Raw genomic sequence first — 14,400 nt, forward strand, 5'->3', positions numbered from 1 at the left:
GTGTGGCGGCGTGCCGGTCTCCGTCTTCGATCTGTTCAGCGTGGGTGTCGGTCCCTCGAGCTCGCACACTGTCGGGCCGATGCGGGCCGGCGCCGAGTTCGCGTCCCTGGTGGCCGGGCTGCCCGTCGCCTCGGTCGCCGTCGACCTGTACGGCTCACTGGCGTCGACCGGGCAGGGCCACGGCACCCTCGGCGCCGTGGTCGCCGGCCTGATGGGGTCCCACCCCGAGACCGTCGACCCGGACGCGATGACCGGGGCGCTGGACGCCCTCGAACACGACGGCCTGCTCCGACTCGACGGTGGGGCGACCGTGCCGTTCCGGATCGCCGACATCGTGCTGCACCCCCTGACCATGCTGCCCCGGCACCCCAACGCCATGCGGCTGCGAGCCCGTGACGGAGCCGGTGCCGACCTGGCCGACGAGACGTACTACTCGATCGGCGGCGGCTTCATCGCGCGCGACGGCGTGGACGACGGTGCCGTGGACGACGGTGCCGTGGTCGCGGGGGCGGCGATCCCGGTCGACGACCGCGTGCCGTACCCGTTCTCGAGTGGCGCCGAGCTGCTGGCCGCCTGCGCTGCCTCCGGCCTGCCGATCAGCGGAGTGGCGCTCGCCAACGAGTCGGTCACCCGCACCGACGCCGACGTCCGCTCCGGGCTGCTCGACATCCACGCCGTCATGGACTCGTGCGTCGACCGCTCCGTCCGCCGTGACGGATGCCTGCCCGGCGGGCTCGATGTCCGGCGTCGTGCAGCCACCTGGCACGAGCAGCTCACCCGCGAGGACCCCGACCACGACCCGCTGTTCGCCATGGAGTGGGTGAACCTCGTCGCCATGGCGGTGAACGAGGAGAACGCCACCGGCGGCCGGGTCGTCACCGCACCCACCAACGGCGCCGCCGGCATCATCCCCGCGGTCCTGTACTACGCGCTCACGTACGTCCCCGCGATCACCGCTGCCGCCCGCGACGACGCCGTCGTGCGGTTCCTGCTCACAGCCGGCGCCGTCGGGTCGATCTACAAGGAGCGCGCTTCGATCTCCGGCGCCGAGGTCGGTTGCCAGGGCGAGGTCGGCTCGGCCGCGTCGATGGCGGCCGCCGGGCTCGCCGAGGTCCTCGGGGGAACCCCGGAACAGGTCGAGAACGCCGCGGAGATCGCGATGGAGCACAACCTCGGGCTCACCTGCGACCCGATCGGTGGCCTGGTGCAGATCCCGTGCATCGAGCGGAACGCGATCGCGGCGAACAAGGCGATCAACGCCGCACGGATGGCCCTGCGTGGCGACGGCGTGCACCACGTGTCGCTCGACCAGGTCGTCGAGACGATGCGGCAGACCGGGGCGGACATGTCGACGAAGTACAAGGAGACCGCCATGGGTGGGCTCGCGGTGAACGTCCCGCTCTGCTGAGCACTGCGGTTGCCCGGGCGGCGACCGCTCAGCCGTGCAGGAGCGTCAGCAGCCGTGCGGTCTCGGTGGAGATCGCTTCGCGCCCGGCCGACACGTACTTCCGGGGGTCGACCAGGTCGGGCCGCTCGTCGAGCACGGTGCGCAGGGCACGCGTGAACAGGCCGTTCAGGTGCGTCGAGATGTTGATCTTCGTCATGCCGGCCTGCACCGCGCCCCGCAGTTCGTCGTCGGACAGCCCAGACGAACCGTGCAGGACCAGCGGGACCGGCACCGCGGCACGCAGGCGTTCCACCAGGTCGCGGTCGACCGAGGCCTCGCGGGTCTGCATCGCGTGCGAGGTCCCGACGGCGACGGCCAGGGCGTCCACCCCGGTGTCGGCCACGAACGCGGCGGCATCGGTGGGATCGGTGCGGACACCCGGAGCGTGCACGCCGTCCTTGCCGCCCACCTCGCCGAGCTCGGCCTCGATGGCGACGCCGGCGGCGTGACACCGGACCGCGAGGGCACGGGTGGCGGCGACGTTCGCCGCGAAGTCCAGGTGCGAGCCGTCGTACATGACGGAGTCCACGCCCAGGCCGATGCCGGCGGCGACGAGGTCCGCGTCCTCGATGTGGTCGAGGTGGACCAGGACGTCGACGTCGGCGGCCCGGGCGATCGCCTGGGTCGCGGTCGTGATCGGTGCGAGACCACCGTGGTACCGGACGCAGTTCTCGCTGATCTGCAGGATGACGGGCAGTCCGGCCCGCTCGGCCCCGGTGACGATGGCCTCGGCGTGCTCGAGCAGCACGACGTTGAACGCGCCCACGCCGCGGTGTGCCGTGCGGGCGGTGTCGAGCAGGCCCGTCAGGGCGAGGTCGGTGATCATGCTGGGGTCCTCGTTCGGTCGGAGTGGGTCAGGAAGCGGTGGACGTCGGCGGGGTCGACCTCGCCCGCCACCGGGCGCAGGACGGCTGCGGCCCCGTGGGCAGCGGCGGACCGGAGCGCTCGGAGCAGGGTGTCGTCGGCGAAGGGGGCGCCGGTGCCCTGCTGGTCACCCGATCGGACCAGGGCACCGACCAGACCGGCAGTCGCTGCGTCGCCCGCCCCGGTCGGGTTGCCCGAGACGCCGGGCACCGCTGGGACCTCGAGCACGTGGTCCGTGGTGTGGGCGGCGATGCCGTGCGCACCGCGGGAGACCACGACGACGCCCGCGCCGCGTTCCAGCAGCCGGAGGGCGGCGGTGCGTTCGTCCGCGGCACCGGTGGCCTCGAGCAGCTCTTCGCGGTTGGGCTTGCAGACGGTGGCACCCGCGCTCGCCGCCGCCAGCAGTGCGGCACCGGAGCAGTCCACGACGCTCAGGACGCCGTGCTCGTGGGCCGTGGCGACCCAGCGCGCGACGACGTCGGGTGCGGCACCGCCGGGCAGCGAACCGGACACCACGAGGGCGGTGGAGTCGGCGCGGCCGAGCAGTCCGTCGACCGCTGCGGCGACGGCGTCCCACTCGGTGCCGGTGAGCACCGGGCCCGGCTCGCCGAACATCGTCGGGTGGGCGACGTCGTCGACCACGGTGACGGTCGTGCGGGTCGTGCCGGACACCACGACGTCGGTGTGGTCGAGGCCGAGATCGTCGAGCGCGTCCGAGATCCAGTGGCCGGGCGTCCCCCCGAGGGGCAGGACGGCGTGCGTCGCGACACCCGTCGCCGCCAGGACCCGACCGACGTTCAGGCCCTTGCCACCCGGGTGCCGTGCGACGTCGAGGACCCGCTGGGTCTCGCCGATGCGCTGTTCGGCGACCCGGTAGGTGACGTCGACGGCCGGGTTCGGCGTGACGACGACGATCACGAGATCACCGCCGTCCGCAGGGGGTTCCGCACCGCACCGGTGTCGGGGTCGAGGACGAGGAGGTCGGCAGGTGCGCCGACCGTGAGCGGCGCCGGTCGACCGAGCAGCCGAGCCGCACGTGTGGCCGAGGCCGCGACGACCTCGGGCACCGCGACCCCGCTCGTCAGCAGCGCACGGACCGCGTCGGCGACGGTGATCGTGCTGCCCGCCAACGACGACCCGTCGGCGAGCACGGCGACCCCGCCGCGCACCGAGACCGCGGACCCGGCGATGGTGTGGTCACCGTCGGGGCAGCCCGTCGCCGACATCGCATCGGACACGAGCACCAGGCGGCCAGGGGCGCTCCGCTGGACGAGCCCGATCGTGGTCGGATCGAGGTGGTGTCCGTCGACGATGCACTCGAGCAGCACGCGGTCGTCGGTCAGGGCGACCCCGACCGGCCCCGGTGTGCGGTGGTGGAGCGGTGGCATGCCGTTGAACAGGTGCGTGACGAGCGTGGCGCCGGCGTCGATCGCCCGGCGGGTCTGCTCGTCGGTGGCGTCGGTGTGCCCGATCGCCACGACGACCCCGGCGGCGACGAACCGTGCCACGGTGTCGAGGGCCCCGGGGAGCTCGGGGGCGAGTGTCACGACCCGCAGCGCGCCGTCGGCGGCCGCCAGGTACGCGTCGACCTCGAGCGGGTCCGGGGCGTGGAGCAGGTCCACCCGGTGGGCTCCGCGGCGGGCCGGGGACAACCACGGCCCTTCGAGGTGCAGGCCCGCCAGCGTGCCGTCCGAGGTGAGCGGTCGCAGGCGCGTGAGGGCTGCGACGGTGTCGTCGGGACGCCCGGTCGCGATCGAGGCGACGAGGGTCGTGGTCCCCCGTGACCGGTGGTGCGCGGCCGCCGCTCGGGCGTCTGCGGCGGAACACGTCGCGAAGTCGTGGCCGAGTGCGCCGTGGGCGTGCAGGTCGACGAAGCCCGGCACGACGGTGCCCTCGACGGTGACCGCGGAGTCCGCGCGCGGCGGTGTGCCGGCACCGACCGCGAGCACGGTGGCGTCGTCGCCGAGGACGAGCCACCCGTCGTGCAGGTCGTGGGCGGCGGTCACGATGCGTGGCGCGCGGACGAGCGTGGTCACAGCAGCACCCCGTTCTCGAGCACCCGCCGTGCGAGCAGGCCCGCGCCGATGGCTCCGGCGGCGTCGCCGTGGGTGGCCGGCAGGATCTCCGGTGCGCGGACCCCGACGAGCCGCTCGGCCACCGCCGTGCGGAGCGGCCCGAACAGCAGCGGTCCGGACTGGGCGAGTCCCCCGCCGACGATGACGGTGTGGCAGCCGGCGACCGCGGTCGTCCAGGCGAGGGCGTCCGCGAGCACGGCGATGCAGTCGTCCCAGACGGCGGTCGCCACGGGGTCGCCGTCGCGCACCCGGAGCATGGCTGCGTGCGCCGATGCCGACCCGGAGCGGCGTGCGACTCCCCCGGCCGATGCGATCTCCTCGACCCGGCGCCCCGCGTGCGGTCCGGACGGGATCAGGACCTGGCCGATCTCCCCCGCCCATCCGCCCCCGGACACGACCTGGCCGTCGACGACCAGCGCGCTGGCCAGGCCGGTACCGACGGGTACGAACGCCACCGATCCGCGGGACAGTGCCGTGTCACCGGTGTGGGTCTCGGCGAGGGCACCGGCGCGGACGTCGTGGCCGAAGGCGATCGGGACGTCGACACCGCGTCGGACGAGCTCGGCCCGCACGAGGTCGCGGACCGGCACGTCCCGCCAGCCGAGGTTCACCGCGAGGACGACGGTGCCGGCGGCTTCGTCGACGACACCGGGCGTGACGAGCCCGACGGCGTCGAGCCGACCGCGGTCGAGTGCCCGCACTGCCAGGTCGGCGACGGCCACGGCCAGTCGGAGCCCCGACGGATCGTCGCGCGGCGTCGGGACCCGGGTCTCGTCCAGGACGAGTCCGTCGGCGTCGGTCAGTCGGGCCTTGGTGCCCGTGCCGCCGACGTCGACCCCGAGCACCGCGCCTGCGCCCGCCATCAGGTGAGGATGACCGACCGCGTCAGCGAACGGGGGTTGTCCGGGTCCAGCCCACGGCCCTCGGCCAGGGCGACGGCGAACCGGTGCACGACGACGAGGCCGGCGATCGGGTCGAGGTCGTGCTGCACGAAGCGCGCACCGGTGGCGGCGACCTCGTCGGCCAGCCCCTGTGGAGCGGCACCGAGCGACCAGACGAGTCGGCCGGGCTGCGCGATGGCGATCGGCCCGTGCCGGTAGTCCATCGCCGGGTAGGACTCGGCCCAGAACTGCGCGGCCTCCCGCGTCTTGAGTGCGGCTTCGAACGTCAGGCCGACGGCTGCACCGCGGCCCACGAAGGAGACCTGCTCGGCGTCGAGCAGGTCGTCGATCGGCAGGGTCAGCGCGATCTCGGCCTGGGCGGCGAGGGCCTCGACGTCGTCGCCGATCGACGCGCGCAGCAGGGCGAGCGCCGTGGTGGCGAACCGCGTCTGCACGACGGAACGCTCGTCGGCGAAGGGCAGTGCGACCACGTCGTCGGCGACGGCCGCGGCGGGACTGTCCGCGACGGCCGTGATCAGGACGGTGCGCTGCGACGGCAAGGCCTGCAGCAGGTCGACGATCTCGGTCGTGGTGCCCGAGCGGCTGATGGTGAGCACACGGTCGTACTCGCGCGATGCGGGGTACTCGGAGCCGGCGAAGGCGTCGGTGACCCCGAGGCCGGCCTGCTCACGGGCGACGGCGTAGCTCATCGCGATGAACCAGCTCGTGCCGCAGCCGATGACTGCGACGCGTTCACCGGGCTGGGGGAGCGCGTCCGAGAAGGTCGGCAGGAGTTCCGCGGCGGCGCGCCAGGTCTCCGGCTGGGAGGCCAGTTCGGCGCTCACGAAGGTGTCGGTCATGGGAGCCTTCCGGTCCGGTTCGATCCGGGTGATCGATGATCAGGAAGCGTAGCGAGCGATCGTGCGCGATGGAAGACCAAAGCGTCAATTCCGATCACCGAGCGGTCGCGATGGCACCGTAGGATGGCCGTCATGACCCCCCAACAGCGGCTGAACGCCCTGCTCGAACTGGTGAGCGAACGCGGCAACGTGTCGATCGCCGAGATCGGGGAGCTGCTGGGGATCTCGGCCGCCACGGCCCGACGCGACCTCACGACGCTCGCCGACCAGCGGCTCGTCACGCGCACGCACGGCGGAGCAGCGGCGCTCGGGGCCGGCTACGAACTGCCCCTGCAGTACAAGATCGCGCGCCAGGCCGAGGCGAAGACCGCCATCGCCCGTGCCGCCGCGCGACTGGTGCAGCCGGGCGAGACCGTCGGGCTGAACGGTGGGACCACCACGACCGAGGTCGCGCGGGAACTCGGCAAGAGCGAGCGGTTCATCCGTGCCGACGGCGAGTTCGGGATCACGATCGTGACGAACGCGCTCAACGTCGGGTACGAGCTGTCCGTCCGCGCCAACGTCAAGATCGTGGTCACGGGTGGGGTGGCGCGGCGGCAGTCGTACGAGCTCGTCGGCCCGCTCGTCCGCGACACCCTCGACGAGTTCGCACTCGACCTCGTGGTCCTCGGGGTGGACGGGCTCACCGGGCAGTACGGCGCCACGACCATGCACGAGGGCGAGGCCGAGGTCAGCCGGCACTTCGCCTCGGTCGGCCGACGGGTCATCGTGGTCGCCGACTCGACCAAGATCGAGCGGTCGACGTTCGCCAGGATCTGCCCGCTGGACCGCATCGACGTCCTGGTCACCGACCAGCCCGTCCCGCCGGCCTTCGCAGCCGACCTCGCCAGCGCCGGCGTGGAGCTCGTCGTCGCCGACTGAGCCGACGGACGAGCGCCCGGATCCCGGGCGCGACGTTTCGATCGTGTAAAACCCTCCCGTCGTGGACCCATGAGCGATCCGTGAGCGCCTATTGTGCATTCATGATCGATTCGGCATCATGGGCGTCACAATCACGCAAGGGAGCGAGATGAGCATGGGCGTTGACAACGGGATCCTCCGCGTCGCGGTGATCGGGATGGGCCAGCGGTCCGCCATCGCACGGCACGTCGCCGAGGCGGTCGCCGCGGACCCGGCACTGCGGGCGCAGGTCGTCGCCGTGGCGGACGTCACCGCAGCGGGCCGGGAGCGCGGGCGGGACGAGTACCCCGACGCGCTGGTGGTCGAGCACCACCAGGACCTCACGGGCCAGGTCGACGCTGCGATCGTGACCACGCCGGACTGGACGCACGCCGAGATCACGATCGACCTGCTCCGCGCGGGCATCGCCGTCTACCTCGAGAAGCCCCTCGCCATCACGGTCGAGGACGCCGACGCGGTCCTCAACACCGCCGCCGAGACGGGCACCCCGCTCTACGTCGGCCACAACTTCCGCCACGCGGCCGTCGTCCGCCTGATGCGCGAGATCGTCGACCGCGGCGAGATCGGCGAGGTCAAGGCCGTCTGGTGCCGCCACTTCGTCGGCAACGGCGGGGACTACTACTTCAAGGACTGGCACGCCGACCGTGCGAACGTCAACTCCCTGCTCCTGCAGAAGGCCAGCCACGACCTGGACGTCATCCACGCACTCGGCGGCGGGGACACCAGTCGCGTCGTGGGCATGGGGTCGCTGTCGGTGTACGGCGACGTCACCGACCGACGCGACCGCAGCGGCGAGCTGATGGGGGACTGGTTCTCCCACGACAACTGGCCGCCGCTCGCCCAGACCGGGCTGAACCCGGTCGTCGACGTCGAGGACGTCTCGATGGTGATGATGACGCTCGACAACGGCGTGCAGGCCAGCTACGAGCAGTGCCACTTCACCCCGGACTACTGGCGGAACTACACGGTCATCGGCACCGAGGGCCGCCTCGAGAACATCGGCGACACCGGCGGTGGCGTCGTGAAGGTCTGGACGCACCGTCGTGGCTGGGACACCGCGGGGGACCGCGAGTACCCGATCGACGGCGTCGAGGACGGCCACGCCGACGCCGACCTGATCACCATGACCGAGTTCCTGCGGTCCGTCGCCCTCGGCGAACCGACGGAGCTGTCCCCGATCGCGGCGCGCGCCGCGGTCGCCGCCGGTGCCCTGGCGACCCGTTCGCTGCGCACCGGTTCCGTCCCCATCGACGTCCCGCCACTGCCGGCCGAGACGATCGCGCACTTCAGCCGGCCCGCCACACCCTCCACACGACCCGCTCCGCACCCCACCCACCCCGCCCAGACCGTCGGTTCCTGACGGCCGTGCGAAAGGACCTCCCGATGACCGCACACATCCCCGCCCGAGGAACCGGCGTCCGCCGTATCCTCGTCGGCGCCGTCGCCGCCCTCGGCGCGGCCGCACTCCTCGCCGGGTGCTCCACGTCCTCCGGGGCGTCGAGCTCCGGCGGCGACTACACCGCCGCCGCGAAGGACACCAAGGCGAACCTGACGTACGCCGTCTGGGACGAGAACCAGGTCAAGGCGATCAAGGCCAACCTCAAGGGCTTCAACGAGGAGTACCCGGACATCAAGGTCAGCGTCGACGTCACGCCGTTCGCCAACTACTGGACGAAGCTGCAGACCCAGGGCTCGAGCAACACGCTGCCCGACCTGTTCTGGATGAACGGCCCCAACTTCCAGCTGTACGCGGCCAACGGCAAGCTCGCGCCGATCACCGGCGAGGTCAAGGCCGGCGACATCGACCCCGCGAAGTACTCGAGCGCGCTCAACGACCTGTACACGTACGACGACACCCAGTACGGCGTGCCGAAGGACTTCGACACCATCGGCGTCTGGGTCAACAAGGCCCTGTTCGAGAAGGCTGGCATGGACCTGCCGTCGAAGGACTGGACCTGGGACGACTTCCAGAAGACCGGCGCCGAGCTCAGCGAGAAGCTCAAGGCCGACGGCGCGTACGGCGCGGCCGGCGGCATGGACGGCCAGACGACCTACTACGACACGATCTTCCAGGCCGGGGGATCGGTCGTGAACGCGGACGGCACGAAGTCCGAGTACGCGTCGAAGGCCTCGGAAGCGGGCCTGCAGTTCTGGACGGACCTGATCGACTCGGGCGCTTCGCCGTCGATGAAGCAGCTCACCGACACCACCGCCGACCAGTGGTTCACGTCGGGCAAGCTCGCGATGTACCAGGGCGGCAGCTGGTTCCGCTCGGCCCTGACCGGCACCGCGATGGAGAAGGACATCGTCGTGTACCCCCTGCCGAAGGGCAAGGAGCAGGCGACCGTCATCCACGGTGTCTCGAACGTCGTGTCCGAAGCGAGCAAGAACAAGGCCGCGGCGCAGGCGCTCCAGGTCTACCTCGCCGGCAAGACCGCCCAGCAGCAGCAGGGCGACATGGGCGCCGTCATCCCCGCCTACGAGGGCACGCAGTCCGCCTTCACGAAGACGATGCCGGACGCCGACCTGCAGGTGTTCCTCGACGCCGTCGACTACGCCAAGCCCCTGCCGGTGTCGAAGAACACCGCCGCGTGGAACACCCTCGAGACCAACCTCCTGCCGAACGCCTTCGACGGGTCGACCCCGGTCGACGACGTCGCGAAGCAGCTCGCGCAGAAGATGGACGCCGCCCTCGCCAAGGAACAGTGAGTCCCGAGCCGATGACGATCAACACCGAGCGGCCGCAGGCCGCCTCCACCCCCGCCCGGACGACGCGTTCGTCCGGGCGGGGCGCCCCCGGCCCGACGGCCGGCGGCAAGCGCGCACCCCGACGGACCGACGGCTGGTGGCCGTGGCTGTTCGTCCTGCCACTGCTCATCGGCGTCGGCACGTTCTACATCTGGCCGATCATCCAGACGTTCTGGTACTCGTTCACCAGCTGGGGCGTGTTCGGCGGTGCGACGTTCAGCGGCGTCGCGAACTACGTCCGGCTCGCCGGTGACCCGCAGCTGTACCAGTCGCTGCTCAACACGATCGTCTACACGGTCATCGTGCTGGCCGGCATCCCGATCGCGGTGTGGCTCGCCAGCCTGCTGAACACCCCGGGCCTGCGGTTCGCGCAGTTCTACCGGGTGCTCTTCTTCCTGCCCTACGTCGCCATGCCGGCCGCGATCGCCCTCGTCTGGCGCATCATGTTCAACGGCGACTACGGCATCGTGAACTGGTTCATCGGACTGTTCGGCATCGACGGTCCGTACTGGATCTCGACGCCCGGGTTCGCGCTCGTCGCGGTGAGCTTCGTCGGCCTGTGGTCGTCCCTCGGGTTCTCGATGATCATCCTCGGCGCAGGCCTCAAGGACATCCCCCCAGAGCTGTACGAGGCCGCCGAACTCGACGGCGCGAGCCGCTGGCGGCAGTTCCGCTCCGTCACGGTCCCGCTGCTCAGCCCGAGCATCTTCTTCGTGGTCATCGTCACGACGATCTCGAGCTTCCAGCTGTTCGACCTGCTCTACGCCATCCTCGGCAGCACCAACCCGGTGATCCCGAAGACGATGTCGCTCGTCTTCTACTTCTACAGCGCCGGGTTCATCGACAACGACAAGGGCTTCGCGGCCGCGATCGCGATGGTGATCTTCCTGCTCATCGGCATCGTCACGCTCGTGCAGTTCCGCGTCCAACGGAAGTGGGTGCAGGCATGACCGCAACCGTCACACCGCCACGGGCAGCACGCCGGCCCGGTCGTCGCGGCGGCAGTCACTGGTGGATCCACGTCGTCCTCGGCGTCGGCGGCTTCGCGATGGCGTTCCCGTTCGTGTGGCAGATCATCATGTCGCTGTCCACGAACGCCCAAGTGCAGTCCGTCACGCCGACGTTCTGGCCGGGGGAGCTGCAGTGGCAGAACTACGCGCAGGTGTTCGAGCGTCTGCCGTTCCTCAGCCAGCTCGGCACGTCCGTGTACGTCACGATCATCCGCACCCTCGCGCAGATCGTGCTCTGCACGCTCGCCGGCTACGCCTTCGCCCGCATGCGGTTCCGCGGCCGGGCGATCCTGCTCGCGATCGTGTTGTCGATCCTGCTCGTGCCGTCGCAGGTCTACCTGATCTCGCAGTACCAGATCGTGCAGGGGCTCGGATGGCTCGACACCCTGATGGGGATCGTCGCGCCGGGCCTGTTCAGCGCGTTCGGCACCTTCCTGATGCGGACGGCGTTCCTGAACATGCCGCCCGAGCTCGAAGAGGCTGCGCGCATGGACGGCGCGAACCCGTTCCAGACCTTCTGGAGGATCATGCTGCCGCTCGCGCGTCCCTCGATCAGCGTGCTCGCGATCACGACGGTGCTGTGGTCGTGGAACGAGCTGCTCTGGCCGCTCGTCGTCTCGACCCGTGCCGAGGACATGCCCCTTGCCGCAGGACTCGCGACGCTGTCGAGCGACCGGACGATCGACTACCCGGTGCTCATGGCCGCGAGCCTGATGGCCATGGCCCCGGTGCTCATCATGTTCATCGTCCTGCAGCGGCGGGTGATGGACGGGCTCGCCTCGTCCGGTCTGAAGTGACCGCCGACACCCCCGGCCAGGAGGCCCGTCCCGCGTCCGTCGCGGTCCTCGCCGCCGCCGTGGGGTCGCCGGACGACTCCGCCACGGTGGCGGCCGCACTGGCCGCCACCGTCGCCGACGCGGAGCCCGCCCAGCGGGACGCCCTGCTGGTCGCCGCGTTCCGCGCGTCCGTGCCCGGCAACGCCGCGGCGCTCGAGGCGCGGGGACTCCCGCGCAGCCTGGCGGAGGCGTCCGTCGCCGACGTCGGCCGGAAACTCGACCGGTACGGTCTGCGTGGCACGGGGGTGGACTGGCTCGTCGCGGTGGCGACCGGTCGCGTGGTGGCCGTGGGGCGCCTCCAGTACGAACTCGGCGACCACCTGCCCGACGGCCAGCCGGCCTGGGGCGTCCACGTCCCGGAGAGCGGGCCGCTCGATCCGGACGCCTGCGACCGGTCGTTCTCCCGCGCGCCGGAGGTCCTGCGAGCCCTCGCACCGGCGCTCGCCGCCGGTCGGTGGCAGTGCCGCTCGTGGATCCTCGATCCCGGTCTGGCCACGGTGCTCGGTCCCGATGCGAACCTGGTGCGCTTCGCGCGACGGTTCCGGCTCGCGCCGCCCGGCCCGCACGACGCCGCCGAGGGGGACGAGAGCGTGGCGAAGTTCGTGTTCGGCGTGCCGCTGGCCACGGCGCGCGCCTCGAACGCGTCCGGTCGCCTGCCCCGGGCGGTGCTCGACCGGTGGGCGGCGGGCGCGCACTGGACCGAACGGACCGGCACCGCACCCGTCGTCTGATCGCGCGCAGCAGCCAGCGCGTACCGTGCAGCGCATGACGAAGCCCGACCACGACCACCTCGACGACGGCGTGGACATGACGTTCGAGGAACGACGCCAGGACACCTTCCGGCGCATGTCCGGGTCCGACGCGCACGACGCCGACCCCCGGGTCGAGGTGTCCCGCGCCGAGGACGGCGACGTCCGCATCGACGTCGCCGACACCGCAGCCGTGCGCCCCGGCGGTCCGAAGCGCGCCTGAACCGTCACCCCGTCAGCCGGTGACGGTGGGGCACGGCATGATCGTTCCGTGCACCTCGTCCTCCGCCGTGTCGACGGCGGCGTCCTCGCGACGCCCCTGACCGACTCGGGGACCGCTGATGGTGAGCCGATGCGCGTGGACGAGTCGGGCCTCCCGGCCTTCGTCGCGGCGCACGACGCACCGAGCGTGCGCTGGGTGTGGGACGACACCGCACGCTGGTACCCGGCCGTGCTCGCCGCCGGCGGACGCGTGGGGCGCTGCGTCGACCTGCGGTTGTGCCGACGGATCCTGCGCGCAGCGTTGGCCGCGCGCGGTTCCGCACTCGCGGCCGCACCGGCGGACGCGCTCGACGCGCCGGTGGCGGAGGCCCGGGTCGTCCGGCCGACGCAGGCCCAGCTCTTCGACGACGCCCTGTTCACCGCGTCGGTGCCGGACGACGACGTCGACCCGGTCGCCGAGTTCCGGGCCCAGCTCGCGGCGGTCGCGGGGTCGACGTCGCCCGGTGCCCTCCGTCTGCTGACGACGGCGGAGTCCGCCGGAGCCCTCGTCGCGGCGGAGATGCTGCACGCGGGGCTGCCGTGGCGTGCCGACGTGCACGAACGCTTGCTCGAGGAGACGCTCGGGCCGCGCGTCCCGTACGGCGTGCGGCCGCGCCGGCTCGAGGAGATCGCCGCCGTCGTCCGTGAGCGCCTCGACGACCCGACGCTCAACCCGGACTCGCCGGCCGACGTCCTGCGGTCGTTGCGCCGTGCCGGGCTCATGGTGACGAGCACCCGCAAGTGGGAGCTGCAGGAGATCGAGCACCCCGTCATCGAACCGCTGCTCGAGTACAAGCGACTCGCGCGGCTCCTGACGGCGAACGGCTGGACGTGGCTCGACGACTGGGTGCGCGACGGCCGGTTCCACCCGAAGTACGTGGTCGGCGGCGTCGTGACCGGACGCTGGGCGGCCGACGGCGGGGGAGCGATGCAGCTGCCGAAGGGCATCCGCGGGGCGGTCGTCGCCGACCCGGGCTGGAAGCTCGTCGTGGCTGACGCTGCGCAGCTGGAGCCGCGCGTGCTCGCCGCGATGGCCGGTGACCGCGCGATGGCCTCCGCGGGCGACGGACGCGACCTGTACGACGGCGTCGTGGCCTCGGGCGCAGTCGAGACCCGGCAGCAGGCGAAGGTGGCCATGCTGGGCGCGATGTACGGCGCCACCCAGGGCGAGGGTGGTCGGCTCGTCCCGCGCCTGGTGCGGGCGTTCCCGCGCGCGCTCGACCTGGTCGAACGCGCCGCACGCGCGGGGGAGCGGGGCGAACCCGTCACGACGCTGCTCGGTCGGACGTCGCCCGTGCCGGAGCCGTCGTGGTTCGAGGCCAGGAACCAGGCCTACACGGTCGAGGGGACCCCGGCGATGCAGCGTGCCGTCGAGTCACGGGCGCGGAGCTGGGGGCGGTTCACCCGGAACTTCGTGGTGCAGGGGACCGCGGCCGAGTGGGCGCTCGCGTGGATGGGGTCGTTGCGCTCCCGGCTCACCGCGCGGTTCCCCGGGGCCGTGACGGACGGCCCGCACCTGGTGTTCTTCGTGCACGACGAGATCGTGGTGCACGCGCCGGAGGAGCACGCCGAGTGGGTGGCGACGCAGATCCGTGACGCCGCGGTCGATGCCGGTCGGCTGTTGTTCCAGGACTTCCCGGTGACGTTCCCGCTGTCGGTCGCGGTGGTGGGGGCGTACTCCGAGGCGAAGGACTGACCGGTACCTGCCT

14 protein-coding genes are annotated in these 14,400 nt (G+C 72.0%); 9 read left to right on the top strand and 5 right to left on the bottom strand.

What is annotated here, in order from left to right; all coding sequences use genetic code 11:
- Window positions 1–10 precede the first annotated feature (10 nt).
- On the top strand, window positions 11–1,408 hold the full coding sequence (locus tag EDF40_RS09935) for an L-serine ammonia-lyase (protein WP_123339402.1): 1,398 nt from the start codon (window positions 11–13) through the stop codon (window positions 1,406–1,408).
- Between the two features lie 28 nt (window positions 1,409–1,436).
- On the opposite strand, the gene EDF40_RS09940 is transcribed toward EDF40_RS09935, so the two are convergent.
- Genes EDF40_RS09940 through EDF40_RS09960 form a run of 5 tightly spaced genes read right to left on the bottom strand, consistent with a single transcriptional unit; the run spans window position 1,437 to window position 6,127 of the window.
- A complete protein-coding gene (locus EDF40_RS09940; protein ID WP_185002952.1) occupies window positions 1,437–2,273 on the bottom strand; it encodes a class II fructose-bisphosphate aldolase in 837 nt (278 codons plus the stop codon).
- Window positions 2,270–3,229, bottom strand: a complete 960-nt coding sequence (locus EDF40_RS09945) for a 1-phosphofructokinase family hexose kinase (protein WP_123339403.1) — start codon at window positions 3,227–3,229, stop codon at window positions 2,270–2,272. The genes EDF40_RS09940 and EDF40_RS09945 overlap by 4 nt, the downstream gene beginning before the upstream one ends.
- Window positions 3,226–4,347 (bottom strand): N-acetylglucosamine-6-phosphate deacetylase, encoded by a 1,122-nt coding sequence (nagA, locus tag EDF40_RS09950; protein ID WP_123339404.1) that lies wholly within the window; start codon window positions 4,345–4,347, stop codon window positions 3,226–3,228. The genes EDF40_RS09945 and nagA overlap by 4 nt, the downstream gene beginning before the upstream one ends.
- Window positions 4,344–5,249: an ROK family protein gene (locus tag EDF40_RS09955; RefSeq protein WP_123339405.1), complete on the bottom strand. Its 906-nt coding sequence runs from the start codon at window positions 5,247–5,249 to the stop codon at window positions 4,344–4,346. Before EDF40_RS09955 ends, nagA begins: the two co-directional genes overlap by 4 nt.
- Window positions 5,249–6,127: an SIS domain-containing protein gene (locus EDF40_RS09960; protein ID WP_123339406.1), complete on the bottom strand. Its 879-nt coding sequence runs from the start codon at window positions 6,125–6,127 to the stop codon at window positions 5,249–5,251. Before EDF40_RS09960 ends, EDF40_RS09955 begins: the two co-directional genes overlap by 1 nt.
- Window positions 6,128–6,259: 132 nt before the next feature.
- Here EDF40_RS09960 and EDF40_RS09965 point away from each other — a divergent pair, with 132 nt between their 5' ends.
- The 8 genes from EDF40_RS09965 to EDF40_RS10000 all read left to right on the top strand — a co-directional run bounded on the left by EDF40_RS09965 (window position 6,260) and on the right by EDF40_RS10000 (window position 14,387).
- Window positions 6,260–7,048 (top strand): DeoR/GlpR family DNA-binding transcription regulator, encoded by a 789-nt coding sequence (locus tag EDF40_RS09965; RefSeq protein ID WP_165901013.1) that lies wholly within the window; start codon window positions 6,260–6,262, stop codon window positions 7,046–7,048.
- Window positions 7,049–7,196: 148 nt separating this feature from the next.
- On the top strand, window positions 7,197–8,447 hold the full coding sequence (locus EDF40_RS09970; protein WP_123339549.1) for a Gfo/Idh/MocA family protein: 1,251 nt from the start codon (window positions 7,197–7,199) through the stop codon (window positions 8,445–8,447).
- A 23-nt stretch (window positions 8,448–8,470) separates the two neighbouring features.
- Window positions 8,471–9,796 (top strand): sugar ABC transporter substrate-binding protein, encoded by a 1,326-nt coding sequence (locus EDF40_RS09975; RefSeq protein WP_123339407.1) that lies wholly within the window; start codon window positions 8,471–8,473, stop codon window positions 9,794–9,796.
- A gap of 11 nt (window positions 9,797–9,807) precedes the next feature.
- Complete coding sequence (locus tag EDF40_RS09980) at window positions 9,808–10,785, top strand: carbohydrate ABC transporter permease (protein ID WP_111083559.1); 978 nt, start codon at window positions 9,808–9,810, stop codon at window positions 10,783–10,785.
- A complete protein-coding gene (locus EDF40_RS09985; protein WP_165901014.1) occupies window positions 10,782–11,642 on the top strand; it encodes a carbohydrate ABC transporter permease in 861 nt (286 codons plus the stop codon). Before EDF40_RS09980 ends, EDF40_RS09985 begins: the two co-directional genes overlap by 4 nt.
- Window positions 11,639–12,412: a hypothetical protein gene (locus EDF40_RS09990; RefSeq protein ID WP_123339408.1), complete on the top strand. Its 774-nt coding sequence runs from the start codon at window positions 11,639–11,641 to the stop codon at window positions 12,410–12,412. Before EDF40_RS09985 ends, EDF40_RS09990 begins: the two co-directional genes overlap by 4 nt.
- A 34-nt stretch (window positions 12,413–12,446) precedes the next feature.
- Window positions 12,447–12,653: a hypothetical protein gene (locus EDF40_RS09995; protein WP_111083557.1), complete on the top strand. Its 207-nt coding sequence runs from the start codon at window positions 12,447–12,449 to the stop codon at window positions 12,651–12,653.
- A gap of 48 nt (window positions 12,654–12,701) precedes the next feature.
- Window positions 12,702–14,387, top strand: a complete 1,686-nt coding sequence (locus EDF40_RS10000; RefSeq protein ID WP_123339409.1) for a bifunctional 3'-5' exonuclease/DNA polymerase — start codon at window positions 12,702–12,704, stop codon at window positions 14,385–14,387.
- The last annotated feature ends 13 nt before the right edge of the window (window positions 14,388–14,400 follow it).

It is taken from the genome of Curtobacterium sp. PhB170 (assembly GCF_003752345.1).
Classification (GTDB): Bacteria; Actinomycetota; Actinomycetes; order Actinomycetales; family Microbacteriaceae; genus Curtobacterium.

Bases quoted from the DNA above. Each gene is read 5' to 3' on its own strand.
- EDF40_RS09940 (WP_185002952.1), bottom strand. From the start codon at position 2,273: ATGATCACCGACCTCGCCCTGACGGGCCTGCTCGACACCGCCCGCACG.
- EDF40_RS09955 (WP_123339405.1), bottom strand. From the start codon at position 5,249: ATGGCGGGCGCAGGCGCGGTGCTCGGGGTCGACGTCGGCGGCACGGGC.
- EDF40_RS09980 (WP_111083559.1), top strand. From the start codon at position 9,808: ATGACGATCAACACCGAGCGGCCGCAGGCCGCCTCCACCCCCGCCCGG.
- EDF40_RS09970 (WP_123339549.1), top strand. From the start codon at position 7,197: ATGAGCATGGGCGTTGACAACGGGATCCTCCGCGTCGCGGTGATCGGG.
- EDF40_RS09965 (WP_165901013.1), top strand. From the start codon at position 6,260: ATGACCCCCCAACAGCGGCTGAACGCCCTGCTCGAACTGGTGAGCGAA.
- EDF40_RS09995 (WP_111083557.1), top strand. From the start codon at position 12,447: ATGACGAAGCCCGACCACGACCACCTCGACGACGGCGTGGACATGACG.
- EDF40_RS09960 (WP_123339406.1), bottom strand. From the start codon at position 6,127: ATGACCGACACCTTCGTGAGCGCCGAACTGGCCTCCCAGCCGGAGACC.
- EDF40_RS09985 (WP_165901014.1), top strand. From the start codon at position 10,782: ATGACCGCAACCGTCACACCGCCACGGGCAGCACGCCGGCCCGGTCGT.
- EDF40_RS09975 (WP_123339407.1), top strand. From the start codon at position 8,471: ATGACCGCACACATCCCCGCCCGAGGAACCGGCGTCCGCCGTATCCTC.